Genomic DNA, 26,296 nt, shown 5'->3' with positions numbered 1-26,296 from the left:
GGTGCTGCCGATCGGCGGCGCCGACATGCCCGTGGTGATCTCGCTGCTCAACGCGCTGACGGGTCTGTCAGCGGCGGCGGCGGGTCTGGCGCTGAACAACCAGGCGATGATCGTGGCGGGCATGATCGTCGGCGCGTCGGGTTCGATCCTGACGAACCTGATGGCGAAGGCGATGAACCGGTCCATCCCGGCGATCATCTTCGGCTCGTTCGGTGGCGGTGACGCCGGCGGTGCCGGCGCGAGCGCGTCGGGTGGCACCGTGAAGGCCACCTCCGCCTCCGATGCGGCGATCCAGATGGCGTACGCCAACCAGGTGATCGTCGTGCCGGGTTACGGGTTGGCGGTCGCGCAGGCGCAGCACGCGGTCAAGGAGATGGCCAGCATGCTCGAGGAGCGGGGGGTGGAGGTCAAGTACGCGATCCATCCGGTCGCCGGCCGGATGCCCGGTCACATGAACGTGCTGCTGGCGGAGGCGGACGTGGAGTACGACGCGATGAAGGAGATGGACGACATCAACGGCGAGTTCTCTCGCACCGACGTCACGATCGTGATCGGCGCCAACGACGTCACCAACCCGGCCGCGCGTCAGGACTCGTCCAGCCCGATCTACGGCATGCCGATCCTGAATGTCGACCAGTCGAAGTCGGTGATCGTGCTCAAGCGGTCGATGTCGTCGGGGTATGCGGGTATCGACAACCCGCTGTTCACGGCGGATCAGACGTCGATGCTGTTCGGTGACGCGAAGAAGATGGTCTCCGAGGTCACCGAGGAACTCAAGGCCCTCTGAGAACCCGGGATCACGGGTGACCTGGCCTCCGCGGGCGGAACCCGCTCGTCCGAGCCGCGCCACCGGCGTGATCCCGGGGACTAGTCTGAGGGCTGGCGACGACGTGCAGGGGAGCGAGATGGGCAGGAACAGGACCGAGGATCTTCCCGATCTGTCAGCACTGCTGGCTCCGCAGAACGAGCTGATGGTCGCGGTGGAGCAGTCGGTTCTCCGGAACAGGGGATCGGCCGTCGTCGCGGCGTCGCTGGCCGAGCAGATCGCGGCGAAGCTCGCCGGCGTGATCACACTCGGCGTCGTCGACACCGGCCAACGACTCCTGGAGCAGGACATCAGTGCGGTCCTCCAGGTCAGTCGCGCTCCGGTACGAGAGGCGCTCCGAATTCTCGAGCGCGACAGGCTGGTGCACTTCCAGTCCCGCCGGGGGGCGGTCGTGACACCACTGCGCGCCAGCGACGTACGGGACCTGTTCGACGTCCGCAGCACCCTCTACGAGATGCTGCTGCGTCACGAAATGACCGAGCAGTACGCGGATCTGAAGGCCGTGTTCGACAGCAACATGCCTCGGGTGTTGCGGTCGGCCGGCGAATCGCCCGACGCGTACGCGGTCGCGACGTTCGTCTTGAACAGCGCGGTCGCCCAGGTCTCGTCGAATCGCATTCTCGCGGAACTTCTCCAGTCGGTGTCCCTCCAGGCGCTGCGGTATGTGCGAGTTGGATTGGCGGCGAACGCCACTGAGGTCCCTCGATACGCGGAGCGTTGGCGCGGATTGCACGGCGCGATCCTCGCGCACGACACGGAACGTGCGGTCGATTTCGCCGGGCAGCGGATCTCGAGCATTCGCGACGCCGCGCTGCGCGCGCTCGGAGAATCGCCGGAGGAGGACGTCGAAGCGCACGCCGTCTGAGTGAGCACACCAGCGACCGCACCACGGGCCGTGCACTGACCCTCGAACTGGGTGGAGCACGGCCCCTGGTGCGTCTGCGGGGCGTCTCCCGTCTCGAGGGGGCATCTTCGATTTGCGTATGGGCTGCAACGTATTTGGTGTCTCCGTCGCGGATCGTCACATCGTTCGACGGCTCGTCCGGGCGACTCGGAATCGCGACGCAGTGTTGTCGACATAAATCACCACCCCTGCTACCTTGTGATCGGCACCACACACCGGACTCGGCTCGCTCGGTCCGTCAGGAAGGGACCAACGTGACCCGATCCAGCGACTACTCCCCGACCCGCATCGCCGTCGCCCCGTCGCCGGTGCCGCCAGGCATGGGGGAGTCGAGACGTACGGCGTGGGGCTTGACCGGCCTGCTCGTCCTGCTCACCACCATCAACTGGGGCGACAAGGCGGTCTACGGCATCATCGCCGTACCGCTCAAAGCGGAGCTGGGGCTCACCTCCGCGCAGATCGGACTGGTCGGCAGCCTGTTCTTCGTCGCGTACACCATCGGCGGATTCTGTGCGGGTGCCTTGGCGAGGTGGATGTCGCTGCGGTGGGTGCTGGTGGTCCTGGCGCTCTGCTGGTCGGCGGCGATGGTCCCGCTGGCGGTCGCGGCGACGTTCGGAGTCCTCGTCGTGAGCCGGATGTTCCTGGGCCTCGCGGAAGGCCCCACCGCCGCGCTGGGACTCACCGCCACCTATTCCTGGCATGCGCCGGCCAAGCGCGCCCTGCCGAGTTCCCTGCTCGCGGGCTCGGCGTCGATCGCGAAGATCGCCGTCGCGCCGGTGCTCACGTGGGTCACCGTTGCCCACGGATGGCGTGCGGCCCTGCTGTCGCTCGTGGTTGTCGGTGTCCTCTGGTGCACGGTGTGGTTGGCGACCTGGAGTCAGGGACCGTACATCTCGGCCGACCGGAACGGGACCCGGACCGCGCGCGCCGGCAACGGCTCTGGTGCGCCAGACGGTGTCGTTGCGGCCGAACACGAGGCGACCGTGCCCTGGATCCGCATCTTCACCACCCGCACCTTCCTCAGCTGCGCGCTCCTCACCACATGCGTCTACGCGTTGGTGACCGTGGTCCTCACCTGGCTGCCCTCGTACTTCCAGACCGGACTCGGCTACAGCCAGCTCCAGGCCGGCGCGATGTTCGCGATCCCCAGCCTCGCCTCCCTCCCGATGATGCTGGTGTCCTCGTTCATGAGTGACCGGCTCCTCGCGCGGGGAGCCACGGCCAGAACCGTCCGGATCGGCATCGCGGCGGTAGGTGTGATCATCGGCGGCATCCTCCTGTTCGCCATGCCCGCCATCGGCGCCCCGGCACTCGCCGTGGCTGCCGTCTCGATCGGATACGGGCTCACGACACCGACCGCCCCGCTGATCAACTCGGCGATCTCGACGATCTGTCCGCCGCGGCAGACCGCCGGAACGCTCGGCGTCTTCCTTGCGCTCATGGCCGTGGGCGGTCTCGTCGCGCCCTTCGCCACCGGTGCGATCGTCGATGCCGCAGCGATGCCCGCGGAAGGCTATGTGCTCGCCTTCCGGATCCTTGGCGTGCTCTGCGTCGTGGCCGCCGTCGTTGCGCTCGTCTTCGCCGATCCCGAGCGGGACAAGGCCCTCCTGCAGCGTGAAGCCGCGCAGACGAACGGCGCGGGTCCGAGCTGGTGACCGGTCATCCCTGACGGCGTGGCCTCGTCGCGTCGATCGAGTGGTGTCAGGGATGGTTTCCCGGCTGCGTGGGTCGCCGCCGAGATCGCCATGCGTGTGTCAATCATGTTGCACGCAAGGGTGATCCGGTGACCATCGACGTCCACCGGTGTCGAGGCCGGCTCGGCGGCCGGTGTGTCGCGGCGGGAAGAGAACAACGCCTGCGACAGACGGGTCGGTGAGCGGCCGACTCGACATCACGCGCCTCCCGTCTCGATGGGGGCGCGTGTGATGTGCGTATGAGCTGCAACGAATTTGGACGCCACTCCGGGTTGTCGCATCCGGAATAATTGTTGTCGACATAAATCATGACTCCTGCTACCTTGTGATCGGCACCACACACCGGGTCTCACCGGATCATCTGCCGGTGACGGACCAGCGACATCGAGGAGTTCGTATGAAGCTTTGTGTCACCCCCCTCACGGGATCGATCGGCGCGGCCGTGGAGGGCATCCGGCTCGACGAGCCGATCGAGGATCGGGACCTCGACGAACTGCGTAGCGCATTTCTCCGCTACTCCACCCTGGTGTTCCGCGATCAGTTCGTGAAGCCGTTGGCGCAGGTCGAGTTTGCTCGACTCTGGGGCGAACCCGTGGTCACCGAGATGCTCCATGCGATGGAAAATCATCCCGAGATCGTTCAGCTCGCGAACATCAAGAAGGAGACCACCGCCACCGAGGCGTGGCACTACGACGGATCGTCCAGTGCGGCCCCGCCTAAGGTCTCGATGCTGTCCGCGGTCACCACGCCGGTCGGCGGCGACACGATGTGGTCGAACCAGTACCTCGCCTACGAACGGCTGTCGCCGGCGCTGCGAGACGTGCTGGACGGGTTGAAGGTTCGGTTCCGCGGAATCCGACTGGGCCGCATGATGAATGTCGCCGAGGAGGACACGCCGACGGCGGTGCACCCGTTGGTGCGCACGCACCCGGAGACGGGCCGGAAGGCGCTGTTCGTCGGGCACCGGGAGAACGCCTGCGTCGACGGGTGGACGCAGGAGGAGAGCGAAGCTCTGCTGGACATGCTCTATCGGAACTCGGTGACTCCGGACAACGTCTACCGCCACAGCTGGCGTGAGGGCGACTTCGTGATGTGGGACAACCGGTGCACCATGCACTACGCGGTGCACGACTACGGCGACCAGAAGCGGGTCCTCAACCGGATCACGCTTCGTGGTGAGGTTCCGGCCTGAGCGCCGCTCGGCCGGCCGAACTGCCACCGCCTCCTCTCCGGAACCCACCCGGATCACCTGTTGACCCTCAGTGCTATGGCCGAGAACGAATTCGGTTGTAGTGCAACCGATTGGAATCAGAAGATGCAGATAATCGACCAGTCCTCGACGGCCGTGAGTGCGACTTCCGGTAAGGCGGTGCGGCCGCCGAAACGGAAATGGGTGTCGACGCAGACCCTGACCGTGCGGGTCGCGCAGGTCCTGGTATTCCTCGTGTGGCTGGTGCTGTGGCAGTTGGCCGCCTCCCGCCAGTGGCTCGACCCCGTTCTGGCCAAGACCCCGGGCCAGTCCTGGGAGTACCTCGTGTCCGCGGCACAGTCCGGGGAACTGTGGACCAACATGCGCTACACCATGTTTGCCGTCGTCATCGCCTGGGTTGTCGCCAGTGCCGTCGGCGTCGTCGTCGGCCTCGCGTTGGGATTGCTTCCCGGGGTCGAGCGGGTGCTGAGCCCGTACCTCGATGCCGCCAACGCGATGCCGCGGATCGCGCTCGCACCGCTGTTCATCGTCGCCTTCGGCATCAACACCTCGGCCAAGGTGGCGCTGGCCTCGACGCTCGTGTTCTTCATCGTGATGTCGGGCGCCCGCGCCGGCGTGCGGTCGACGGATGCCGAGTGGCTGCGCTTGTCCACGGTACTGGGCGCCAACAAGTACCAGATCTTCCTCAAGGTCCTCTTCCCGGTCGCCACACCTGCGATCTTCGCGGCGCTGCGGCTGGGGTTGATCTACTCCCTGCTCGGTGTCGTCGGCTCCGAGCTGATCTCCGCACGAAATGGACTGGGGCAGCTGGTCGCCACGTACTCGGCGACCTTCCAGATGGAAGCCGTGTACGCAATTCTGCTGCTTCTCGCGGTGATCGCTGTAGTGCTGAACCAGCTGATGGGCCTTGCCGAGCGTCGGCTGCTGCGGTGGCAGCCGCCGGTGGACCAATGACCGAATCGATCCGTGGAACAGAACAGTCTGGAGCAGACGAGATGACCATTACTTCTACTGCACGCCACGCGGTGGCCGCCGGCGCATCGTCGTCGCCAGTCGGGGACGCCATCGTGTTCGACGGTGTGACGGTGAACTTCCCCGATCCTCGGGGTGGCACGCGGACAGTGCTGTCGGGGGTGGACCTGCGGATCCCGGCCGGTGAGTTCACGGCGATCGTGGGCCGAAGTGGGTGCGGCAAGACGACGCTGCTGAACATGGTGGCGGGTCTGGTCGAACCCGCCGTCGGGTCGGTGTCGGTGATGGGCAAAAGGCCCCGATCGGCCCGTTCGCACCTGGGTTTCATGCTCGCTCGCGACGCCCTGATGCCGTGGCGGACCGCGCTGCGCAACGTCGAGTACGGGCTGGAGCTGCGGGGTATGCGGCGATCCGAGCGGAGGGAGGTGGCGCGTCGCTGGCTGAAGGCGGTTCACCTCGGGGACTCCGAACAGCTGTGGCCCTGGCAGCTGTCCCAGGGTATGCGACAGCGTGTGGCACTCGCCCGCACCTGGGCCCTGAATCCGGATGTGCTGCTGATGGACGAGCCGTTCGCGGCCCTGGACGTCAACACCCGCACCTCGGTGCAGCGGGAGTTCCTCGACCTGTGGCAGCGGGAGGAACACCGCACCGTCCTCTTCGTCACCCACGATCTCGGTGAGGCGGTCGCACTGGCCGACCGGATCGTTCTGATGGGCGAGGGCAGGGTCCTCGACGACGTCCGAGTGGACATCTCCCGGCCCAGAGACCTCGCCACCATCACCGGTGACGCGCAGTACCAGGCGATCCACGAGCGCCTGCGTCAGCGGCTGCACTGACCTCCCGTCGCACGAGATCCACCTACTTGCAGGAGAAATCGCACATGTTCGACAAGTACACTGCCGCTAAGATTCTGGGGGCCGTGGCCCTGCTGACCACCGCGACGGCCTGCGGGTCGGGCGGCGCAACCACGCAGACCGCGGACGGCCTGACCAAGGTGGCCATCGGCAGCATGGCCGCCAACTCGCTGTCCTTCCCCTACACGATCGCCCAGGAACAGGGCTTCTTCCACGATGCCGGTCTCGAGGTCGAGACCGTCAACGCGACGTCGGGTCCCCAGCTCACGGCGGCACTGATCGGAAAGTCCACGCAGATCGCGATCGGTACCCCCGAGAACGCCATGGCCGCGATGGATCAGGGGCAGTCGCTCGTCGCCATACCCCCGTTCGGGCGCATCGACATGGTCCTCGTGACACCGGAGAGCAGCGGCATCACCGACGTCAAGTCCCTGCAGGGCAAGCAGATCGGTGTCGCAGCGCGGGGGAGTGCCGCGGAGAGGTTCGCTCGCACCGTGCTCGCGGGGAACGGCGTCGACCCGGACAGCGTGACATATGTCGCGGTGGGTGCCGGCGCGACGATGGAACCGGCGGTGCGCGCCGGGAAGGTCGATGCCACGGTCGGCGCGACGTCCACCGTCGTTACGATGCAGGATCACGGTATTCCATTGCGGGAGCTGGCTAATCCGCGCAGTGGTACCGCGGGACCGCTGGGTGACTACGGTCTGCAGACGTTCTGGACGACGACTCGGGACTTCCAGCAGGGGCAGCCCCAGGTGCTCACCGGATTCTGTACGGCGATGAACCGGGCCTCGGCGTGGCTGGCCGACGGCGTCAACCGCGACGCCGCCACCCAGTCCCTTGCCACGTTCCTCCAGATCCCGGTCGCCAGCGCGGCGAAGATCTGGGACCGGACCCACACGTCGTGGGGAAGCGGGATGGACGCGACGCAGTGGACGGCGAACGTGGACTGGGTTCTCGGTCCGGGCAAGAACCTTCCGTTCGACCGGAACGTGCTGGCCGACTGCGGGCACTGACGGGTCGGGTGGGTCGGGGCAGGTGACGCCCCGGCCCACCCGTGCGAGGGAACGACCGGCGGGGTGGATCGGGCGGCAGGCCCGGTCCACCCCGCCTTCGTCGGGCGCGGCCTCGCGTGACGATGCCGACCACTGCGACGAGCCTCACACGGAACGCCGGCGCCGCACCGTGCGCCGCGGTCGTTCGGCCCCGCCCGGTGAGGGCGCCACCACGACAGGGAGATTCACGATGGACACCACCCCGGATTCGATGGTCCGACGGTCGCGGTGGCGCGGTGCCGCGAGACCGGAGACGGTGAGCCGGCGCCGCCGGCAGGCGACGGCTCGGCGGGTGCACGGCCGGACCGTGTCCACCGCGCCGGGCCTTGTCGCGCGGCGACGTCCGCACGCCGACGCGTCCCGTCCGCGGTGCGGACGGGACGCGACAGGGGTACGGCTCGCTCGGGGGGACCGGTCGAAGGCGGGTTGCCGGCACGCGGGTCGGGGACGGTGTCCACCCGCTGCGGGCGGACTACCGCACGCCCGTCACGGCCATGAGCCCGATCGAGGACAGCGTGACGATCACCCAGAGGGCGGCGCCGAGGATCAGCGGCCGCGGTCCGGTCCGGCGCAGGCCCGGCAGATCGGTGGACAACCCGACGGCGGAGAGCGCCACCGTGATCAGGAAGACCGAGACCTCGGCGAGAGCGTGGTGCGACGCGGCCGGAACCAGTCCTGCGGTGTTCGCCGCCGCGAGGACCAGGAATCCGACGAGGAACCACGGAACCAGGCGGTGGATCCGGATGCGCGAGGCCGGATCCGCGGCCTCGGCGGCGCCGTCCACGACGCGCTCGCAGTGGCGTGCCCGCCGCGAGACGAGCGCGGCGAGACCGAGGCAGATCGGGATGATCAGCAGGGTGCGGGTGAGCTTGACGACGACGGCGTAGTTCGCGGCGGTCGGCCCGAACGTCGTGGATGCCGCGACGACCGAGGACATGTCGTTCACCGCGGTACCGGCGAAGAGCCCGAACGCGTGCTCGCTCATCCCCAGCGCATGCCCGATCATCGGGAACGTGAGCACCGCAGCGATGTTGAACAGGAAGACGGTCGACACGGCATAGGTGACCGCGACTTCCGCGGCGCCGATGACCGGGGTCACGGCGGCGATCGCGGAGGCCCCGCAGATGCCGGTCCCGACACCGATCAGGGTGCGCAGGTCACCGACGATCCCCAGACATCGACCGATGAGGTAGGCGGAGACGAGGCAGACGGCCAGCGTGCCGAGCATCACCGGCAGCGAATCGACACCGACTCGCACGACCTGCATCAGGGACAACTGGGTGCCGAGGATCACGACCGAGACCTGCAGGAGGAACTTGCTCCCGGTCTTGATGCCGGGTTTGAAGCGGGGGCCCGGCTTGAACACGGTCGCGACGACGACGCCGGTGACGATGCCCGTCACCGGGCCGCCGATCACCGGGAACACCTTGCCGAAGACGGTCGCGACCGCGGCGATCACGAACGCGAGCGTCAAACCTGGTGCGCGCAGGGATAACCCGACCCACGCGGTCCTCCACCACGGAATGGGGGTCGCGCCGGCGACCTCGGCGAGGTCTGCGGAATCTGCTGGGCGAGTGACGTTTCGGTACATGAGGTCCACCCTCGATCCGTTTCGCGTCCGCCGGTAGCCCTCGATCTCGTGCAGGTCCATAACGAACCGCTATGACATGTCTTCTCGTCAGGAGGATCCGATGTACGAAAGTGTCCGTCCGGTGGCTCAGGATCGGCTCGTGCTGGTGGTGTCCCCCGAACACCGGTTGGCCCGCCGTCGCAGGCCGGTGTCCCGGCGGGAACTGGCCGCACTGCCCCTCGCGTCCCGGGAGGGCGGGTCCGGCACGCGGGAGACGCTGCAACGCGCGGTCGGAGAGCCGATGGACGAGCCTGCGCTCGAGCTGTACTCGAACGCTGCGGTCAAGGTGGTGGTCGAGGCGGGGGAGTACGCGGCGGTGCTGAGTGAGTTGGCCGTCCGACAGGAACTGCACGACGGGCGCCTGGTCGAACTGCCGCTGGCCGACCTGGACCTGACGCGGTCGCTGCACGCCGTCTGGCGACCGGGCACCCGCTGGCGGGGTCCGGCCGGGGACATCCTGGCCGTCGCGGCGCGAACGTCCCGGCACCCGCGATCGGATCGCACCGCTGCCCGTCGTCCGCTCGCGGACCCGGCGTAATGTGGGCTCCCGTGGTGCTCGGGAACTCGGCGGAGATGACGCGGGTGATGTCCAGGTGAAGGCCTCGAACCTGCTGTACAACATCTACGAGCGCCGCCTGGCCCGGCAGCTCGACGGGATGCAGCGACCCCGGCATGTCGCCGTCATGTGCGACGGCAACCGCCGCTGGGCGCGGGAGAACGGCTTCACCGACGTTGCACACGGTCACCGGATGGGTGCCCTGAAGATCGCGGAACTGCTGCGCTGGTGCGACGAGACCGGCATCGAGATGGCCACCATCTACCTGCTCTCGACCGAGAACCTGCGCCGGGACCCCGAGGAGCTCGACACGCTGATCGAGATCATCACCGACGTCGTCGAGGAGATCTCCGGTCCGGACCAGAACTGGTCCGTCAAGATCGTCGGCACTCTCGAACTGCTGCCCGAGGACTCGGCGCGTCGGCTGCGTGAGGCCGCCGACCGCACCGCGGGGCGCACCGGCACCCACGTCAACGTCGCCGTCGGCTACGGAGGTCGGCAGGAGATCACCGACGCGGTGCGCTCACTGCTCGGGCAGAAGCTCGCCGAGGGGCTCACCGGTCCGGAACTCGTCGACGCGATCACCATCGAGGGCATCGACGGCCACCTCTACACCTCGGGCCAGCCGGATCCGGACCTGGTGATCCGGACGTCCGGGGAGCAGCGGCTGTCGGGGTTCCTGCTGTGGCAGAGCGCCTACTCGGAGATCTGGTTCACCGAGGCCTACTGGCCGGAGTTCCGGCGCGTCGACTTCCTGCGTGCGTTGCGCGACTACGCGGCGCGGCACCGTCGCTTCGGGGCCTGAACGCGGACCCGTCCGAACCGAATTCCCGCGTTTCGCTTGACAGTGTGTCAGCGAGTGGGATTGTATGGCGCGCATCACATCGCCTCGGGGTCGGAGGGAACTCATGGCGTCAACACCCACCGTGTGCATCATCGGTGCCGGCTGCTCCGGCTTCACCACCGCCAAGCGGCTGCGTGACCACGGCATCGCGTACGACTGCTTCGAGGAGTCCGACGACGTCGGCGGCAACTGGTATTACAAGAACCCCACCGGCCGCTCCGCGTGCTACGAGAGCCTGCACATCGACACGTCGTCGACTCGCCTCCAGTTCGAGGACTTCCCGGTGCCCGCGGACTGGCCGCACTTCCCGCACCACACCCTGATGCACGGCTACTTCCGGGACTACGTCGACCATTTCGGGCTGCGCGAGACGATCACGTTCAACACCCGCGTCGACGCGGCCCGCCGCGCGGCCGACGGGACCTGGGACGTCACCCTCTCGAACGGCGAAACCCGCTCGTACGACGCACTCGTCGTCGCGAACGGCCACCACTGGGATCCCCGGATGCCGGAGTACCCCGGATCGTTCGACGGCACCGTCCTGCACAGCCACGACTACCGCAACCAGTACGAGCCGGTCGCCATGCGCGGCAAGAACGTCGTCGTCGTCGGCATGGGGAACTCCGCGCTCGACATCGCGTCCGAGCTCTCGCACCGTTCCGTCGCCCGGCACGTGTGGGTGTCCGCGCGCCGCGGTGTGTGGGTGCTCAGCAAGTACCGGGAGGGCAAGCCGGCCGACAAGATGATGATGCCGCCGTGGATGCCCCGCAAGCTCGGGCTGGCCATCGCCCGCAAGAAGATCCGGAAGTCGCTCGGGCGGATGGAGGACTACGGCCTGCCCGCCCCCGACCACGAGCCGCTCGGCGCGCACCCGTCGGTGAGCATCGACTTCCTGGCCAAGGCCGGTTCCGGCGACCTGACCTGCGTGCCGGCGATCGAATCGCTCGACGGCGATCACCTCCGCCTCGTCGACGGTCGCCGGATCCCCGCCGACGTCATCGTCTGCGCCACCGGGTACAAGATGAGCTTCCCGTTCTTCGACGATCCGCAGCTGCAACCCGATGCGCAGCACCGGTTCCCGCTGTTCAAGCGGATCGTCCGACCCGGGGACGACAACCTCTTCTTCATGGGACTGGCACAGGCGTCCCCGACGATCGTCAACCTCGCCGAACAGCAGAGCAAGCTCGTCGCCGGAATCCTCGCCGGCACATACGCATTGCCGGAACCCGACGAGATGCGGCGGATCATCGCCGCCGACGATGCGGCCAGCCTCGCGCAGTACTACCAGACGCCGCGGCACACCATCCAGGTGGACTTCGCGCGGTACGTTCGCGACCTGAACCGGGAGATGGAGGCGGGCCGCAAGCGGGTCACAGCTTCCGCAGTCGCAGCCGGTTGATGGAGTGATCGGCGTCCTTGCGCAGCACCAGCGTCGCGCGGGGCCGCGTCGGCAGGATGTTCTCCACCAGGTTCGGCCGGTTGATCGAGTTCCAGATGTCCTCGGCCGCGATCGTCGCGTGCTCGTCGGACAGGTTCGCGTAGTGGTGGAAGTGCGCGGCCGGATCTGCGAACGCCGTCTTGCGCAGCGTCAGGAACCGCTTGATGTACCAGCGTTCGATGTCCTCGATCCGGGCGTCCACGTAGATCGAGAAGTCGAACAGGTCCGACACCATCAACCGGGGACCGGTCTGCAGGACGTTCAGGCCCTCGATGATCAGGATGTCGGGCTGGCGGATCAGGTGGTACTGGCCCGGCACGATGTCGTACGAGCGGTGTGAATACACGGGCGCCGCAACCTCTTCCGCGCCCGACTTGACCTCGGTCACGAAGCGGAGCAGCTTGCGGCGGTCGTAGCTCTCGGGGAAGCCCTTGCGATGCATGATGCCGCGCCGGGTCAGTTCCGCCGTCGGGTACAGGAACCCGTCGGTGGTCACCAGGTCGACCCGGGGGTGATGGTCCCATCGGGCCAGCAGCGCCTGCAGGACGCGGGCCGTCGTGGACTTGCCCACCGCGACCGACCCGGCCACACCGATCACGAACGGCACCTGGCGGTCCGGGTGCTTGTCGCCGAGGAACGTCGCCGTCGCGGCGAACAACCGCTGCCGGGCGGCGACCTGCAGGTGGATCAGACGTGAGAGCGGCAGGTACACCTCCGCGACCTCGTCCAGGTCGATCTGCTCACCGAGGCCGCGCATGCCCTGCAGCTCTTCCTCGGTCAGCACGAGCGGTGTCGACTTGCGCAGTGTCCGCCACTGCTTCCGGTCGAATTCGACGTATGGGCTGGTCTCGCTCACCCTCGCCATGCGCGCGTCCCGGACTCGATCTGCATAGGGGAATTGTGCGCGCCCCCACGCCCGGGCGCTGCGGCGGGTCCGGGCACTAGTGTTCACCGGTATGGACGCTGCCACCTTCGTACGCGAGTATCTGCTGCTCGGGCTCGGTTTCGATCGCGTCGAGGAGGGATTCGTCGACGCGTTCACCGGCGACCCGGACCTGCGTCGTCAGGTGGCGGACGCCCCGGCGCCGCAGCCCCGGGACCTGGCTCGCCGGGCCGCCCGGCTGCGGGCCGAACTGCCGAACGTCGACCTGCCTGCCGCGCGAGCCGAATTCCTGGGCGTGCACCTGCGGGCGTTGGAGTGTTCGGCGCGCAAATTCGCCGGCGAGGAGATCGGATTCGTCGACGAGGTCCACGCGTACTTCGACGTCCGCATCGAACCCGGCAGCGTCGACGACTACCGGGACGCGCACCGCGCCATGGACGAGGTGCTCGCCGGCGACGGAAGCCGCCCGCTGGCCGAGCGGCTGCAGGCGCACCGGGCGGCCGACGAGATCCCGCCGGAGCGGCTCGCGGAGTGCGTCGAGGCGTTCTCGTCGGCCCTGCGCGACCTGGTGCGGGCCCGCTACCCGCTGCCCGAGACCGAGCGCGTCGAATACGAGGTCGTCGGCGACAAGCCGTGGTCGGGCTTCAACTACTACCTCGGCGACTACCGGTCGAAGGTCGCGATCAACTCGGACCTCAAGCAGCACATGGCGAATCTGCCACATCTGATCGCGCACGAGGCGTACCCGGGACACCACACCGAGCACTGCCGCAAGGAAGCCGGCCTGGTCGACGCCGGCCAGATCGAGCACACCCTCTTCCTGGTCAACACCCCGCAGTGCCTGATGGCGGAGGGGCTCGCGGACCTTGCGCTGGGTGCGATCGTCGGGCACGGGAGCGGAGCCGGCGGAGCGACCCGAGGGCAGGGCTGGGGGAAGTGGGCGCAGGAGATCTACGCCGACCTCGGGCTGCGGTTCGACGGCGAGCGGGCGGAGGCGCTGTCGAACGCGTCCGCGAAGCTGCTCGGGGTGCGGCAGGACGCGGCACTGCTGCTGCACGACCGGGGGCGCTCGCACGACGAGGTCGCGGAATTCCTGCAGACCTGGACGCTCGCCTCCCCGGAGCGGGCGCGGCAGTCGCTGCGGTTCCTGTCGTCGTCGCTGTGGCGGGCGTACACCTCGACCTACGTGGAGGGCTACCGGCTGCTCGGATCCTGGCTCGACCGCGCCGGCGACGCGGACGAGCGCTCGGAGCTGTTCCGGCGGCTGCTCGACGAACCGCTGATCCCGTCCGCATTGCGCTGACCCGGGTTTCGTCGACTACACTGGGGCCGCTTCACGAGTGCCGTCGCCAAGCCCCGACTGGACGGCCGCCAACCCCACGCTCGCGGGTGGCTCGGGTGACGAAGCGGCTGGCCCCAACCGGTGTCGGCACGAGCGCCCCCGGGGTTCCCGGGCGGCCCGAGGAACTCGGGAGATTCACATGGCCCACCCGTCCCACGACATTCCGGCTGCCGACGACCGGTGCACCCGCTACGGGCCGGGACACCAGGTGCACTTCGTCCACGCCCGCCGGAGCGGGGAGGACGACGACTCCGTCGACGTCCTCGCCGTGGTGCAGTCCGACGGCCTGATCCGACTGGAGTGGCCCGACGAGGTGGTGGTGCGCTGGCACCACGACACGCGCCGGTTGGCGGCGGCGCTGCGGCGCACCGGGGGTTTCGCCCGGTGGCGGCCGCGGTGGCACGCGCTCGCGGTGCCGTCCGGGCCCGGCCGCAGTCACCTGTTCAACCTCGCCGACCCTGCCGATGCCGCCGCCTGCGGCGTGGGGTCAGTCGCGCGGTGACCAGCCCGCCGGGCCGGGTCCGAGTGCGGCGAAGGAGCCGACATGTCCGCGGTTGTGTTTGACGCGCCGGGCCAGCCGCCAGGCGTCGCCGTGGCGCACCCAGGTGTCGTGGTAGTCGCCGAGGGTCCGGAACGTGAGGTCGGCGCGGTCGCCACTCCCGACGTGCAGGTCGCTGACGTAGGCGCGGCTGGTGGCGGTGTCCCCGTCGACGTCCACGAGGACGTTGCCGAGCAGGTGCTGCGTCGGGCCGCACTCGTCGAGGAACGCCCGGATCGTCGTGACCAACTCGGCGCGGTCCCGCAGCTCCCCGGTGCCGAGGTCCGCGGTCGCGTCCGCGAGGACGAGGTCGTCGAGGGCGGCCCAGTCGCGGTCGTCCATCGCGCGCGCGATCCGCGTCAGCGCGCGGGTGATCTCGCGTTCGGCGAGCAGGTCGTCGAGTGTCATCGCTGGCTCCCTGGGGTCGGTGTGGAAGGGGTGGGTGGGAACAGCGAACCCGAGCGCGGCGGCCGGGTGGTACCGCGATCCCGCCGATCGGGACGCGGATGCGGGCCGCGTACGCGGATCCGCCGGTGGGGTGCGGGTGACCTGGCCTTAGAATGAGGGCTGCCCCTGCCCGGCCTTCCGCTTGGAGATCCCTCTGATGACCGCTGTGCCCCGCACCGACGTGAACAACGCTTCGCTCGCCGAACTCGACCCCGAGGTCGCCGCGGCGATGAACGGCGAGCTGGCCCGTCAGCGCGACACCCTGGAGATGATCGCCTCCGAGAACTTCGTGCCGCGGGCCGTCCTCCAGGCCCAGGGCAGCGTGCTGACCAACAAGTACGCCGAGGGCTACCCGGGCCGCCGCTACTACGGCGGGTGCGAGCACGTCGACGTCGTCGAGAACCTCGCCCGCGAGCGGGCCAAGGCGGTCTTCGGCGCCGAGTTCGCGAACGTGCAGCCGCACGCCGGTGCGCAGGCCAACGCCGCGGTGCTGATGGCACTGATGAGCCCGGGCGAGAAGCTGCTCGGCATGGACCTCGCGCACGGCGGGCACCTCACGCACGGCATGAAGCTGAACTTCTCCGGCAAGCTGTACCAGGTCGCGTCGTACGGCGTCCGCGAGGACACCCACGTCGTCGACATGGACAAGGTCCGCGAGATCGCGCTCGCCGAGCGCCCCCAGGTCCTGATCGCCGGCTGGTCCGCGTACCCGCGGCACCTCGACTTCGCCGCGTTCCGGTCGATCGCCGACGAGATCGACGCGAAGCTGTGGGTCGACATGGCGCACTTCGCCGGCCTGGTCGCCGCCGGACTGCACCCCTCGCCGGTGCCGCACGCCGACGTCGTCTCCACCACCGTCCACAAGACCCTCGGCGGCCCCCGCTCCGGCATGATCCTGGCCAAGCAGGAGTGGGCGAAGAAGCTCAACTCCGCGGTGTTCCCGGGACAGCAGGGCGGACCGCTGATGCACGCGATCGCCGCGAAGGCCGTCGCGATGAAGATCGCAGGCACCGAGGAGTTCAAGAACCGGCAGGAGCGCACCCTCGCCGGCGCGAAGATCCTCGCCGATCGCCTGTCCGGCTCCGACGTCGCGGGCAACGGCATCTCCGTGCTCACCGGCGGCACCGACGTGCACCTGGTGCTCGTGGACCTGCGCAACTCCGAGCTCGACGGGCAGCAGGGCGAGGACCTGCTGCACGAGATCGGCATCACGGTCAACCGCAACGCCGTCCCGTTCGACCCGCGCCCGCCGATGAACCCGTCCGGCCTGCGCATCGGCACCCCCGCCCTGGCCACCCGCGGGTTCGGTGACGCCGAGTTCGCGGAGGTCTCCGACATCATCGCCACCGCACTGGCCCAGGGGCACGGTGCCGACGTCCCGGCCCTGCGCGCCCGGGTGTCCAAGCTGGCCCTCGACTTCCCGCTCTACGACGGTCTCGAGGACTGGGGTCTGCTCTCCAAGAACATCTAGTTCCGACGCCCGAACGGCCCGCACCCCTTGGGGTTGCGGGCCGTTCGTCGTCGACACGGAGGTCACGGAGCCGTCGCGCCGGACGGGGTGGGGTTTACGCAACGTTCACCGTGTCGATCGCGCGGAGTGTCGGACCCGAGTCGTAGCGTCAAGGCAACGGGTGACAGGGGAGTCGCCCGTCCGGGAGGTTCGAATCGTGACTGACGAGCTCAGAGCGAAGGGACCGGCGCCCGGTCCCTGCGGGGCAGCGGCCTCGCGCGGACCGAACGGCCCAGCGAACCACCGCTCGCGTGGGTGCCACGCGGGTGTAGGAGCCACCGTGAACGCAAACCGCTCCGTCCGCACCTACGTCCTCGACACCTCCGTCCTGCTCTCGGACCCGTGGGCCGTCACCCGGTTCGCCGAGCACGACGTGGTACTGCCGCTGGTGGTGATCAGCGAGCTGGAGGGCAAGCGCCACCATCACGAGCTGGGATGGTTTGCGCGCGAGGCGCTTCGGATGCTCGACGACCTCAGACTCGAGCACGGGCGGCTGGACCAACCGGTTCCGATCGGATCCGACAACGGCACCCTGCAGGTCGAGTTGAACCACACCGACCCGACCGTGCTCCCGGTGGGATTCCGCACCGACACCAACGACGCCCGGATCCTGGCCTGCGCACTGAACCTCGCCGCCGAGGGGCGCGACGTGGTGCTGGTCAGCAAGGACATCCCGTTGCGCGTCAAGGCCGGCGCCGTCGGTCTGCCTGCCGACGAGTACCACGCCCAGGACGTCGTGCCGTCGGGGTGGAACGGTATGGCGGAACTCGACGTCGCGTCCGAACGGATCGACGAACTCTTCGCCGAAGGTGTCGTCGACCTCGAGGAGGCGCGGGAACTGCCGTGTCACACCGGGATCCGTCTCCTCGGCAGCCGATCCAGCGCGCTGGGCCGGGTCACCCCGGACAAGCGGGTGCAGTTGGTGCGGGGGGAGCGTGAAGCGTTCGGGTTGCACGGCCGCTCCGCCGAGCAGCGCATCGCCCTGGACCTGCTGCTCGACGAGAGCGTCGGCATCGTCTCGCTCGGCGGCAAGGCCGGTACCGGTAAGTCCGCGTTGGCGCTGACCGCCGGGCTCGAGGCGGTGCTCGAACGCCGCACCCACCGCAAGGTCGTGGTGTTCCGGCCGCTGTACGCGGTCGGTGGGCAGGAACTCGGTTACCTGCCGGGCAGCGAGAGCGAGAAGATGGGGCCGTGGGCGCAGGCCGTCTTCGACACCCTCGACGGTCTCGCGAGCCCCGAGGTGATGGACGAGGTCATCGGTCGCGGGATGCTGGAGGTGTTGCCGCTCACCCACATTCGAGGTCGTTCGTTGCACGACTCGTTCGTGATCGTGGACGAGGCGCAGTCCCTCGAACGCAACGTGCTGCTCACCGTGCTGTCCCGGCTCGGCAGCGGGTCGCGGGTCGTGCTCACCCACGACGTCGCGCAGCGTGACAACCTGCGGGTCGGTCGGCACGACGGTGTCGCGGCGGTGATCGAAAAGCTCAAGGGCCATCCGCTTTTCGCGCACATCACCCTCACCCGCAGCGAGCGGTCCCCGATCGCGGCGCTGGTCACCGAGATGCTCGAGGAGTTCGGCCCCGGCGCGTAGGCGTCGTGCCGCGGTGGTGCAGACCGGGACGGGTGGCCGTCGGGGTCTGCACCACCGTCGTGTCAGTGCCCGAGATAGCCGGTGGACCGCCCGCCACGCCGGCCGAGAGCGAGCCGGACGAGTCCGACCACGGTGCCGCGCACCAGATCTCGGAGGCTGAAGTAGTCACGCCAGACCGCGATCTTGCCGTCCCGCAGCTCGAACGTGCCGCACACCCAGAACTCGATGCCGAGCGGCCCGACCGTCACCAGGTCGGTGCGCTCGGTGAGCACCGCGCCGTCGGCCGCGGCGATGTGGTGCAGGATCGCGTCGAATCGGAGCCACGGACTGTTCATCGCCCGCAGGGATCGCCCGACCAGTCGGGCGCCGCGCAGGGTCGGCAACCCGACGTTGACCCACTCGACGTCGTCGGTGATCATCTCCAGCGCCGAGTCGACGTCGCCGCGGGCGAGGGCGGTGAGGAAGGACTCGACCACCGTGACCGAGTCGGTGGCGGCGTCGAGGGGCGGCGTGTCCATGGGCTTCTCCGGGGTCGCAGGGTCGGGTCGCCGGACGACGCTACCGTCCGCCAGCGTTTGACCGCTGGCTACCGACCGGTCAGGATGTGGTGTGCGCACTGTGATGTACGTCATATTCTCCACGGTCGTCGCGACGCTGGTCGCGATGTTCTCCGCGCCGTTCGCGACCGCACAGGGGCCCTGGTTCGCCGACCGGGTCGGCGGGGCGACGCAGGTGATCGCGGTCAACGGGACCGGGGGAGCGGGCGCCGCGCTGGAGGCCTGGCAGCGGTCTCCGGTCGGCTGGCACCGCATCTCGCCGACACTCCCGGCGACCGTGGGATCCGCCGGATTCGCGCCGCGGGCGCACGACGGGATCCCGGCCACCCCGACCGGCGTCTACAGCCTCGACGAGGCCTTCGGCACCGCCCCGAACCCGGGCGGGGGCCTGCCGTACCGCACCGTCGGCCCCGACGACTGGTGGGACGGCGACCCGCAGAGCCCGACGTACAACACCCATCAGGTGTGCGCCCCGGGAAGCTGCGCGTTCGACGAGGATGCCGCGGAGCAGCTGCAGATCCCGGCCTACCGGTACGCCGTCGTGATGGGTGTCAACAAGGAGCGGGTCCCCGGCGACGGGGGCGCGTTCTTCCTGCACGTCGCGAACGGCGAGCCCACCGAGGGCTGCGTCGCGGTCCACGAGGCCGCGCTGGTCTGGTTGATCCGCTGGCTGCAGCCCGGCGCGGTCATCGCGATCGAAGCCTGACGCCGGGCCCGCCGCCGTCCTACTTCTCGACCCGCGTCATCGCGAGGACGTCGAGGCGGCGGTCCAGTTCCTCCTCCGTCAGGCCGTCACCGAGCAGTCCGCGGTCGATGACGGTCTGCCGGATCGTCTTGCGCTCCTTCAGGGCCTCCTTCGCGACCGCGGCGGCCTCCTCGTACCCGATCGCCGAGTTGAGCGGCGTCACGATCGACGGCGACGACTCCGCCAGCGTCCTGAGGTGCTCGGTGTTCGCGGTCAGGCCCGAGATGCAGCGGTCCGCGAACAGTCGGGACACGTTGGACAGCAACCGGATCGACTCGAGGATGTTGCGCGCCATCACCGGGATGTAGACGTTGAGCTCGAACGCGCCCGCGGCACCGCCCCACGTGACGGTGGCGTCGTTCCCGACCACCTGCGCCGCGACCTGTGTGACTGCCTCGGGCAGAACGGGATTGACCTTCCCCGGCATGATCGAACTGCCCGGCTGCAGGTCCGGGAGGTGGATCTCCCCGAGGCCGGTCAGCGGCCCCGAGCCCATCCACCGGACGTCGTTGGCGATCTTCGTCAGCGACACGGCCACGGTCCGCAGCGCCCCGGACGCCTCGACCAGCCCGTCCCGGGCCGCCTGCGCCTCGAAACTGTTGCGGGCCGGCGTCAGTGCGTCGATCCCCGTCGACTCCACCAGACGCGCAACGACTTTCGGTCCGAACCCGTCGGGAGCGTTCAGGCCGGTGCCGACCGCGGTGCCGCCGATCGGCAGCTCGCCGAGACGGGGCAGGGCCGCGACGATTCGCTCGATGCCGGCCTCCACCTGTCGGGCGTATCCGCCGAACTCCTGGCCGAGCGTCACCGGCACCGCGTCCATCAGGTGGGTGCGGCCGGACTTGACGACGGTGCGCCACTCGATCGCCTTGTCCATCAACGCCAACCGCAGGTGGTCCAGCGCCGGAATCAGGTCCTTCACCGCGGCCTCCGTCGCGGCGAGGTGCGTGGCGGTCGGGAACGTGTCGTTCGACGACTGCGACATGTTGACGTCGTCGTTGGGGTGCACCGTAACGCCGTTCGCCTGCGCGATCGAGGCGATCACCTCGTTGGCGTTCATGTTGGAGCTGGTGCCCGAGCCGGTCTGGAACACGTCGATCGGGAACTGGTCGTCGTGCCGGCCCTCGGCGATCTCCGTCGCCGCGGCCACGATGGCGTCGGCCTTCGCATCGTCGAGGAGACCGAGGTCGCGGTTGACCTGCGCGCACGCCGCCTTGAGCAGGCCCAGCGCGCGAATCTGTGCGCGTTCGAGCCCGCGGCCGCTGATCGGGAAGTTCTCGACCGCGCGCTGGGTCTGGGCCCGCCACAGTGCGTCGACCGGTACCCGGACCTCACCCATCGTGTCGTGCTCGATGCGGAACTGCGGTTCGCTGTTCTCAGTCATGAACCTCAGCTTGCCACCCGGGCGGCTGCGCCGCCCGTGAGTGATTTCCACCCGCACCGGGGTGACGATCACTCACGGGCGCGAGGCGCGATCAGGGCAGCGGAGGCTGCGCCCCGTCGACGCCGTCGAAGTTGATCGACGAGAACTCGTGCAGCTTCTCGAGCCGGTGGTACGCCTCGATCATGCGGACCGTGCCGGACTTGCTGCGCATCACGATCGACTGCGTGGTCGCGCCGCCGCCGTAGTAGCGGACACCCTTGAGCAGCTCGCCGTCGGTGACGCCGGTCGCGCAGAAGAAGATGTTCTCGCCGGTGACCAGCTCCTCGGTGGTCAGCACGCGGTCCAGGTCGTGGCCGGCGTCGATGGCCTTCTGGCGCTCGGCGTCGTCCTTCGGCGCCAGCCGGCCCTGAAGCGCGCCGCCCATGCAGCGCATCGCCGCGGCGGCGATGATGCCCTCGGGCGTGCCGCCGATGCCCAGCAGCATGTCCACGCCGGAGTCGGGGCGTGCCGTCGCGATCGCGCCGGCCACGTCGCCGTCCGAGATCAGCCGGATGCGCGCGCCGGTCTCCCGGATCTGCCGGATGATGTCCGCGTGCCGCGGCCGGTCGAGGATCGTCACGGTCGTGTCGGAGACCGCGCGGTGCTTCGCCTTCGCGACCCGACGGATGTTCTCGGCGACACCCGCGGACAGGTCGATGACGTCCGCGGCGTCCGGGCCGACCGCGATCTTGTCCATGTAGAACACGGCCGACGGGTCGAACATCGCGCCCCGCTCGGAGACCGCGAGGACCGCGATGGAGCCCGGCGCGCCCTTGCTCATCAGCGTGGTGCCGTCGATCGGATCGACCGCGACGTCGCACAGCGGGCCGTCGCCGTTGCCGACCTCCTCGCCGTTGTAGAGCATCGGGGCCTCGTCCTTCTCGCCCTCACCGATGACGACGACACCCTTCATGGACACCGAGCTGACCATGTGGCGCATGGCGTCGACGGCGGCGCCGTCGCCACCCTCCTTGTCACCACGGCCGACCCAGCGACCGGCGGCCATCGCGGCAGCCTCGGTGACCCGCACCAACTCGAGGGCGAGGTTGCGGTCCGGTGCCTCGCGGTGACTCGTGCTGGCCGTCATGGGCAGTGCCTCCTCGCTGGCGACGCGATGTGGTCGCCGTGGATGTGTCGGTGGGGCGCGAAACGGATCTCGCGGCGTGATTATCTCATCTGCGGACGCCGCCCAGCAGAGCCGGTCTACGGCTCCCGGCTGACCGACCACCCCGTGGTCAGGTCGCGGACGAGGGCCGGCGCACGCGCCACCACCCGCTGCCGGGCGGCGAACTCCGGGAACGGTTGCCCGAGCAGCGCCCGGACGTCGCCGGGCCGGTCCTCGGCGAGACGCCGATACGCGGGTGCGGTGTCGCCGGCGATGTAGCGCCAGCGCGGGCCTCGATCGGCCCAGTTGAAGTCGGGCAGCGGGGTCCCGACGCGGAGCCGGGTGCCGTCCGGCGTCCCCGCCGTCACGGTCAGCGGCGACACGACACCGGGGGCACGGGTGCCGGGGACCGACGGCTGCGCGGCCACCGTCGTCACGTAGCTCAGGATGCGGCCCGCGCCGGCGCGACCACGCGCGGTCGCGTCCCACTGGTCGGCGACGATCTGATTCTGCTCGCGGTCGGCCATCCGGACGACGGCCTCCGCACGACCGGCGTCGGTACCGGCGAAGATGGCCCGCCAGGCGGCGTCCGCGTTGTCGTCGAGCAGACCAGCGGCGCGCATCTCCTCGATCGCCGGCCGCCCGTCGCTGACGTACGCCTCGTGCATCGGAACCATGTCGAAGTAGATGTGCTTCTGCATCACCAACAGTCGCTGCTGGTACCAGTCGAGGTCGTCCGCGGTCAGGGCCGGCCCCGCGGACGCGAGCGCGCGCACGTCGGCGGGGAGCGCCGCCGCGGCCTCTTCCGGGAGCGCGGCGACGGCCGACGCGACGGCCAGGCCGATCCGGTGCACCGCGTCCACGGTCAGCGCCGCGCGGCCGGTGTCGATGTCCCAGAACCCGGCCGTGAACGACGCCCCGGCCATCCCGGCCATGCCCGCCCAGTTCAGCTCGGGTCGCTCCAGTTGGTACCGCCCGTAGTTGGCGTACACCCGGTCGACCAGGGTCGCGTTCGCGGCGAACCCGGCGTGCGGGTCCCAGGTCGCGAGGTCCAGTCCCGACGCCTCGGCGCCCCGAGCCAGCCAGTACTGGTGCAGCAGCGCCGCGTACCGGACGGGCGGGACCCGGTCGGCTCGCGCGGCGGTCAGCGCCGCGCCGAGGGACGCGGTGTCGGTGGGCAGCCGCGGGTCGAGCCCGCCGGGACCCTCGGCGTCGGCGTTCGCGGGAGCGATGTCGAGGAGACCGTGGTACGTCATCGGCGCGGCGACCGCCTGCACCGGCACGGCGGACAGGGCCAGGGCGGCGCCGACGAGCGCAAGGACCAGCGGTCCCAGCGGTTTCCGCCGTGCGCGACTGCGGGAAGTCATGACCGCGAACTAACCACATATGTGTAACCCGGTGTCGCGGATTCGGGCCCGGCGATACCGATCGGCACCACCAACGGCGTGGCTGGGATACTGGACGGCGTGGCTGGCGACAAACCCCGGATTCTTCAGAACAACCGCGACATCATCTGGTCGCTGATCCCGCTCGTGCTGTTCGCGATCGTGATCGCGGGAATCGCCCGGTCGTGCTCGTTCAGCCCCGGTGGCCCGACCGCCGGGCCGGTCCCCCAGTTCGACGTCGCCGCAGCGCTGAACTTCGACGCCGCCGAAATGGGCTTCCCGATCCGCAACCCGGTCGTCCCCGAAGGGTGGCAGCCGAACTCCGGCAGCCGCGGCACCGTCGCCGGCGACGGCGGTGGGGACGTCAGCACGGTCGGCTACATCACGGACGCCGGTCGCTACCTGCAGCTGAGCCAGTCCAACGCCACCGAGGACGCGTTGGTGCGCTGGGTCGCGGGCGAACCCCGCGCGTCCACCGGCGTCGAGCAGTTCGGCCCCGCCTCCTGGGTGCAGTACACCCAGGAGGGCAGCGAACCGATCTGGGTCGCCGACCTGGGCACCGTCCGCGTACTGCTCACCGGCAGCGGCTCCACCGAGGAGTTCGGCACCCTCGCGACCGCGGTCGGCGAGGCCCAGCCGCTGTCCTAGTCCTCGTCGGCGTGGGAGAGGGCGTTCTCGACCCGCGCCCGTGCCCCGGCGAGGTGCTCCTCGCACCGCTTGGCCAGGGCCTCGCCGCGCTCCCACAGTGCCAGTGAATGATCCAGATCGAGCCCACCCTGCTCGAGCAGCTTGACGACCTCCGCCAGCTGGTCGCGGGCGGCCTCGTAGCCGAGCTCGGACACCGGTTCGTTCACTTCGTCTCTCCTGACTTGTCCCTGCCCATGACCGCCGCGACCAGCGCACCGTCGGCGACCCGCACCCGCAATTGGGTGCCCGGCGGCGCGTCCTCCACCGACCGCAGCACCTCCGGATCCGAGCCCGGCACGACCCGCTGCACCACCGCGTACCCGCGGGCGAGCGTCGCCGCCGGGCCGAGTGTCGTCAGCCGGGCCGCCAGGTGCTCGAGCACCGTCGACTGACCGTCGACCAGTCGACGGACGTCCCGCCGCGCCGCGTCCCGCAGTCGCGTCACCTCCTCGGCGCGACGTTCCACCGCGGCGAGCGGGTCGGCCAGCACCGGCCGGCTGCGCAGGTCGGTCAGCGCCCGAGCCTCCCGCGCCACCCAGTTCCGCAACGCCGCGGCGCCCCGAGCCCGGAATTCCGCGACCAGGGCCTGCTCGGCAACCGCGTCGGGCACCACCTTCTTCGCGGCGTCGGTCGGTGTCGCGGCGCGCACGTCCGCGACGAGGTCGCACAACGGGTTGTCCGGTTCGTGGCCGATCGCGCTGACCACCGGGGTCGTGCACGCGGAGATCGCGCGACACAGGGTCTCGTCGGAGAACGGCAGCAGGTCCTCGACGCTGCCGCCGCCGCGGGCCAGGACGATCACCTCGACCTCGGGGTCCGCGTCGAGCGCGGCGAGGGCCTCGACGATCTGCGCGGTCGCGGTCGGACCCTGCACCGCGGTGTTGCGGATCTCGAACCGCACCGCCGGCCAGCGGGCACCGGCGACGCTGAGCACGTCGCGTTCCGCGGCGCTGGCCCGGCCGGTGATCAGGCCGACCGTGCGCGGCAGGAACGGCAGCGGACGCTTGAGGCGGGGGTCGAAGAGCCCCTCGGCCGCCAGCAGTCCGCGCAGCCGTTCGATGCGGGCCAGCAGTTCACCGATCCCGACCGGCCGGATCTCGCTGACCCGCAGCGAGACGGTGCCGCGGCCGGTGTAGAACGACAGCTTGCCGAACATCACGACCCGGCTGCCCTCGGTCAGCGGGACCGGGCTGTCGCGGAGCAGGGTGGGGGAGCACGTCACCGACAGCGACATGTCCGCGGACGGGTCGCGCAGCACCAGGAAGGCGGTCCGGGTGCCGGGCCGCACGTTGATCTGCGTGATCTGGCCCTCGACCCAGATGCTGCCGAGCCGCTCGATCCACGCCGCGACCTTCGTCGCCACCGAGCGCACCGGCCACGGGTTCTCGGCCGAGTTCGACGTCTGCGCGGAGGGGCGTGGGTTGGCCGTGGTCACTTGGCGCTGGCGGAGGTGATCCGGTTGCCCAGCATGGTCTGGAACGGGGCTCGGCCCCGGCTGCCGTTCTCGTAGTCGAGCAGCGCCGTCAGCTCCGCGACGGACAGCGTCCGCAACCGCGCCCGCAACTGCGCGAGCGTGAGATTGTCGTAGTCGAGGTAGTCCGCGATCTCGGGCCGATCGGTGGTCGTGGCGGTCGACGCGTCGGCCGGCTCCGCCGCCGCGTCGTCGGCGGCCGGGGACATCGAGTAGAGCTCGAACCGGCCCTGGTTCGCGGACGGGGTCGGCGCCGCCCCGTCGCTGCCGTTGTGCGGCGCCGGGTCGAGATCCTCGTCGAACGTCGCCCACGACGGCTGTTCCTCGTCCAGCGGGAAGAACGCGGCCAGCGCCTCGTCACCCTTGATCGCCAATGCGGTGACGGCCTGCTGGACGTGCATCGTCGTCTGCAGCACCTGGCTGACCGCGGTCATCGGCAGCGTGACCGCCGTGCTCGGCAGCTTCTGCACCTCTTCGACGATCGTGACCGCGATTCCGGCAGCCACCCGGGCCGCGAAAGGGGGACGGAACATGGTCCTAAGAGTGCACTACGACGGCGTCATTTGGTAGCCGACACCGACCCGGCCGCCTGCGCGGGTCGACCGGTACCGGGCCCCAGTACCCTGAAG

26 protein-coding genes and 1 riboswitch are annotated in these 26,296 nt (G+C 69.7%); of the genes, 16 read left to right on the top strand and 10 right to left on the bottom strand.

All coding sequences use genetic code 11. The features are described from left to right. The 7 genes from ABD951_RS23820 to ABD951_RS23790 form a co-directional block, all read left to right on the top strand. The coding region (locus ABD951_RS23820) for an NAD(P)(+) transhydrogenase (Re/Si-specific) subunit beta (protein WP_345344639.1) at positions 1 to 787 on the top strand (787 nt) is incomplete at its 5' end. 118 nt (positions 788 to 905) lie between these two features. Next, complete coding sequence (locus ABD951_RS23815; protein WP_345351276.1) at positions 906 to 1,691, top strand: GntR family transcriptional regulator; 786 nt, start codon at positions 906 to 908, stop codon at positions 1,689 to 1,691. 293 nt (positions 1,692 to 1,984) lie between these two features. Then, positions 1,985 to 3,385 (top strand): MFS transporter, encoded by a 1,401-nt coding sequence (locus ABD951_RS23810; protein WP_425569936.1) that lies wholly within the window; start codon positions 1,985 to 1,987, stop codon positions 3,383 to 3,385. Between the two features lie 436 nt (positions 3,386 to 3,821). Further along, positions 3,822 to 4,616 (top strand): TauD/TfdA dioxygenase family protein, encoded by a 795-nt coding sequence (locus tag ABD951_RS23805; RefSeq protein WP_345351273.1) that lies wholly within the window; start codon positions 3,822 to 3,824, stop codon positions 4,614 to 4,616. Between the two features lie 201 nt (positions 4,617 to 4,817). After that, complete coding sequence (locus tag ABD951_RS23800) at positions 4,818 to 5,588, top strand: ABC transporter permease (RefSeq protein WP_345351270.1); 771 nt, start codon at positions 4,818 to 4,820, stop codon at positions 5,586 to 5,588. A 41-nt stretch (positions 5,589 to 5,629) separates the two neighbouring features. Then, the gene (locus tag ABD951_RS23795) at positions 5,630 to 6,442 is read left to right on the top strand and encodes an ABC transporter ATP-binding protein (RefSeq protein WP_345351267.1); all 813 of its coding nucleotides are present in this window, start codon (positions 5,630 to 5,632) and stop codon (positions 6,440 to 6,442) included. Positions 6,443 to 6,525: 83 nt separating this feature from the next. Next, positions 6,526 to 7,476, top strand: coding sequence for an ABC transporter substrate-binding protein (locus ABD951_RS23790; protein WP_345351264.1), 951 nt, complete (start codon positions 6,526 to 6,528; stop codon positions 7,474 to 7,476). A gap of 511 nt (positions 7,477 to 7,987) precedes the next feature. Here ABD951_RS23790 and ABD951_RS23785 read toward each other — a convergent pair. Next, the gene (locus ABD951_RS23785; RefSeq protein ID WP_345351261.1) at positions 7,988 to 8,989 is read right to left on the bottom strand and encodes a YeiH family protein; all 1,002 of its coding nucleotides are present in this window, start codon (positions 8,987 to 8,989) and stop codon (positions 7,988 to 7,990) included. 217 nt (positions 8,990 to 9,206) lie between these two features. Here ABD951_RS23785 and ABD951_RS23780 point away from each other — a divergent pair, with 217 nt between their 5' ends. From ABD951_RS23780 to ABD951_RS23770, 3 genes are all read left to right on the top strand, one after another. Next, the gene (locus tag ABD951_RS23780; RefSeq protein WP_345351258.1) at positions 9,207 to 9,683 is read left to right on the top strand and encodes a LysR substrate-binding domain-containing protein; all 477 of its coding nucleotides are present in this window, start codon (positions 9,207 to 9,209) and stop codon (positions 9,681 to 9,683) included. 55 nt (positions 9,684 to 9,738) lie between these two features. Next, positions 9,739 to 10,506, top strand: a complete 768-nt coding sequence (locus tag ABD951_RS23775) for an isoprenyl transferase (RefSeq protein WP_345351255.1) — start codon at positions 9,739 to 9,741, stop codon at positions 10,504 to 10,506. A 103-nt stretch (positions 10,507 to 10,609) separates the two neighbouring features. Beyond that, complete coding sequence (locus ABD951_RS23770; RefSeq protein WP_345351252.1) at positions 10,610 to 11,944, top strand: flavin-containing monooxygenase; 1,335 nt, start codon at positions 10,610 to 10,612, stop codon at positions 11,942 to 11,944. On the opposite strand, the gene coaA is transcribed toward ABD951_RS23770, so the two are convergent. Further along, the gene (gene coaA, locus ABD951_RS23765) at positions 11,916 to 12,848 is read right to left on the bottom strand and encodes a type I pantothenate kinase (RefSeq protein WP_345351249.1); all 933 of its coding nucleotides are present in this window, start codon (positions 12,846 to 12,848) and stop codon (positions 11,916 to 11,918) included. The genes ABD951_RS23770 and coaA overlap by 29 nt on opposite strands. 91 nt (positions 12,849 to 12,939) lie before the next feature. On the opposite strand from coaA, the gene ABD951_RS23760 reads away from it, so the two are divergent. Continuing rightward, complete coding sequence (locus ABD951_RS23760) at positions 12,940 to 14,169, top strand: DUF885 domain-containing protein (RefSeq protein ID WP_345351246.1); 1,230 nt, start codon at positions 12,940 to 12,942, stop codon at positions 14,167 to 14,169. Between the two features lie 29 nt (positions 14,170 to 14,198). Beyond that, a riboswitch (SAM riboswitch) is annotated at positions 14,199 to 14,308 on the top strand. 39 nt (positions 14,309 to 14,347) lie between these two features. Continuing rightward, positions 14,348 to 14,710 carry a hypothetical protein gene (locus ABD951_RS23755; RefSeq protein ID WP_345351243.1) on the top strand — a complete coding sequence of 121 codons (363 nt, stop codon included), beginning with the start codon at positions 14,348 to 14,350 and terminating at the stop codon, positions 14,708 to 14,710. Here ABD951_RS23755 and ABD951_RS23750 read toward each other — a convergent pair. Next, a complete protein-coding gene (locus ABD951_RS23750) occupies positions 14,696 to 15,154 on the bottom strand; it encodes a nuclear transport factor 2 family protein (RefSeq protein ID WP_345351240.1) in 459 nt (152 codons plus the stop codon). The genes ABD951_RS23755 and ABD951_RS23750 overlap by 15 nt on opposite strands. Before the next feature lie 196 nt (positions 15,155 to 15,350). Here ABD951_RS23750 and glyA point away from each other — a divergent pair, with 196 nt between their 5' ends. Together glyA and phoH2 are read left to right on the top strand one after the other, a co-directional pair. Continuing rightward, positions 15,351 to 16,664 carry a serine hydroxymethyltransferase gene (gene glyA / locus ABD951_RS23745; RefSeq protein WP_345351237.1) on the top strand — a complete coding sequence of 438 codons (1,314 nt, stop codon included), beginning with the start codon at positions 15,351 to 15,353 and terminating at the stop codon, positions 16,662 to 16,664. A 319-nt stretch (positions 16,665 to 16,983) separates the two neighbouring features. Next, complete coding sequence (gene phoH2, locus ABD951_RS23740) at positions 16,984 to 18,294, top strand: RNA 5'-3' helicase PhoH2 (RefSeq protein WP_345351234.1); 1,311 nt, start codon at positions 16,984 to 16,986, stop codon at positions 18,292 to 18,294. Between the two features lie 62 nt (positions 18,295 to 18,356). On the opposite strand, the gene ABD951_RS23735 is transcribed toward phoH2, so the two are convergent. Beyond that, complete coding sequence (locus ABD951_RS23735) at positions 18,357 to 18,812, bottom strand: limonene-1,2-epoxide hydrolase family protein (RefSeq protein ID WP_345351231.1); 456 nt, start codon at positions 18,810 to 18,812, stop codon at positions 18,357 to 18,359. 91 nt (positions 18,813 to 18,903) lie between these two features. Here ABD951_RS23735 and ABD951_RS23730 point away from each other — a divergent pair, with 91 nt between their 5' ends. Further along, entirely contained in the window at positions 18,904 to 19,557 is a 654-nt protein-coding gene (locus tag ABD951_RS23730) for a L,D-transpeptidase family protein (protein ID WP_425569935.1), read from the top strand. Between the two features lie 19 nt (positions 19,558 to 19,576). Here the strand turns inward: ABD951_RS23730 and ABD951_RS23725 are convergent, their stop codons facing one another. The 3 genes from ABD951_RS23725 to ABD951_RS23715 all read right to left on the bottom strand — a co-directional run bounded on the left by ABD951_RS23725 (position 19,577) and on the right by ABD951_RS23715 (position 23,491). Continuing rightward, positions 19,577 to 20,980: a class II fumarate hydratase gene (locus ABD951_RS23725; protein ID WP_345351228.1), complete on the bottom strand. Its 1,404-nt coding sequence runs from the start codon at positions 20,978 to 20,980 to the stop codon at positions 19,577 to 19,579. Between the two features lie 91 nt (positions 20,981 to 21,071). Further along, entirely contained in the window at positions 21,072 to 22,106 is a 1,035-nt protein-coding gene (gene glpX, locus ABD951_RS23720) for a class II fructose-bisphosphatase (protein ID WP_345351225.1), read from the bottom strand. A 116-nt stretch (positions 22,107 to 22,222) separates the two neighbouring features. Continuing rightward, the gene (locus tag ABD951_RS23715) at positions 22,223 to 23,491 is read right to left on the bottom strand and encodes a hypothetical protein (protein WP_345351222.1); all 1,269 of its coding nucleotides are present in this window, start codon (positions 23,489 to 23,491) and stop codon (positions 22,223 to 22,225) included. A 99-nt stretch (positions 23,492 to 23,590) separates the two neighbouring features. On the opposite strand from ABD951_RS23715, the gene ABD951_RS23710 reads away from it, so the two are divergent. Next, positions 23,591 to 24,157 (top strand): DUF4245 domain-containing protein, encoded by a 567-nt coding sequence (locus ABD951_RS23710; protein ID WP_345351219.1) that lies wholly within the window; start codon positions 23,591 to 23,593, stop codon positions 24,155 to 24,157. Here the strand turns inward: ABD951_RS23710 and ABD951_RS23705 are convergent. Genes ABD951_RS23705 through ABD951_RS23695 form a run of 3 tightly spaced genes read right to left on the bottom strand, consistent with a single transcriptional unit; the run spans position 24,154 to position 26,200 of the window. Continuing rightward, positions 24,154 to 24,363, bottom strand: a complete 210-nt coding sequence (locus tag ABD951_RS23705) for an exodeoxyribonuclease VII small subunit (protein ID WP_345351216.1) — start codon at positions 24,361 to 24,363, stop codon at positions 24,154 to 24,156. The genes ABD951_RS23710 and ABD951_RS23705 overlap by 4 nt on opposite strands. After that, a complete protein-coding gene (gene xseA / locus ABD951_RS23700) occupies positions 24,360 to 25,631 on the bottom strand; it encodes an exodeoxyribonuclease VII large subunit (RefSeq protein ID WP_345351213.1) in 1,272 nt (423 codons plus the stop codon). Before xseA ends, ABD951_RS23705 begins: the two co-directional genes overlap by 4 nt. Further along, positions 25,628 to 26,200 carry a lipid droplet-associated protein gene (locus ABD951_RS23695; protein ID WP_345351210.1) on the bottom strand — a complete coding sequence of 191 codons (573 nt, stop codon included), beginning with the start codon at positions 26,198 to 26,200 and terminating at the stop codon, positions 25,628 to 25,630. The genes xseA and ABD951_RS23695 overlap by 4 nt, the downstream gene beginning before the upstream one ends. Between the last annotated feature and the right edge of the window lie 96 nt (positions 26,201 to 26,296).

This window comes from Rhodococcus olei (assembly GCF_039540555.1).
Classification (GTDB): Bacteria; Actinomycetota; Actinomycetes; order Mycobacteriales; family Mycobacteriaceae; genus Rhodococcus_G; species Rhodococcus_G olei.
The sequence above is the reverse complement of the archived record's forward strand: the minus strand, read 5'-3'. Positions and strand labels throughout refer to the sequence as shown.

Coding starts and splice junctions, on each gene's coding strand:
- ABD951_RS23755 (WP_345351243.1), top strand. CDS start 14,348: ATGGCCCACCCGTCCCACGACATTCCGGCTGCCGACGACCGGTGCACC.
- ABD951_RS23750 (WP_345351240.1), bottom strand. CDS start 15,154: ATGACACTCGACGACCTGCTCGCCGAACGCGAGATCACCCGCGCGCTG.
- ABD951_RS23725 (WP_345351228.1), bottom strand. CDS start 20,980: ATGACTGAGAACAGCGAACCGCAGTTCCGCATCGAGCACGACACGATG.
- ABD951_RS23780 (WP_345351258.1), top strand. CDS start 9,207: ATGTACGAAAGTGTCCGTCCGGTGGCTCAGGATCGGCTCGTGCTGGTG.
- ABD951_RS23760 (WP_345351246.1), top strand. CDS start 12,940: ATGGACGCTGCCACCTTCGTACGCGAGTATCTGCTGCTCGGGCTCGGT.
- ABD951_RS23695 (WP_345351210.1), bottom strand. CDS start 26,200: ATGTTCCGTCCCCCTTTCGCGGCCCGGGTGGCTGCCGGAATCGCGGTC.
- ABD951_RS23815 (WP_345351276.1), top strand. CDS start 906: ATGGGCAGGAACAGGACCGAGGATCTTCCCGATCTGTCAGCACTGCTG.
- glpX (WP_345351225.1), bottom strand. CDS start 22,106: ATGACGGCCAGCACGAGTCACCGCGAGGCACCGGACCGCAACCTCGCC.
- ABD951_RS23770 (WP_345351252.1), top strand. CDS start 10,610: ATGGCGTCAACACCCACCGTGTGCATCATCGGTGCCGGCTGCTCCGGC.
- ABD951_RS23805 (WP_345351273.1), top strand. CDS start 3,822: ATGAAGCTTTGTGTCACCCCCCTCACGGGATCGATCGGCGCGGCCGTG.
- ABD951_RS23795 (WP_345351267.1), top strand. CDS start 5,630: ATGACCATTACTTCTACTGCACGCCACGCGGTGGCCGCCGGCGCATCG.
- glyA (WP_345351237.1), top strand. CDS start 15,351: ATGACCGCTGTGCCCCGCACCGACGTGAACAACGCTTCGCTCGCCGAA.
- ABD951_RS23735 (WP_345351231.1), bottom strand. CDS start 18,812: ATGGACACGCCGCCCCTCGACGCCGCCACCGACTCGGTCACGGTGGTC.
- ABD951_RS23715 (WP_345351222.1), bottom strand. CDS start 23,491: ATGACTTCCCGCAGTCGCGCACGGCGGAAACCGCTGGGACCGCTGGTC.
- coaA (WP_345351249.1), bottom strand. CDS start 12,848: ATGGCGAGGGTGAGCGAGACCAGCCCATACGTCGAATTCGACCGGAAG.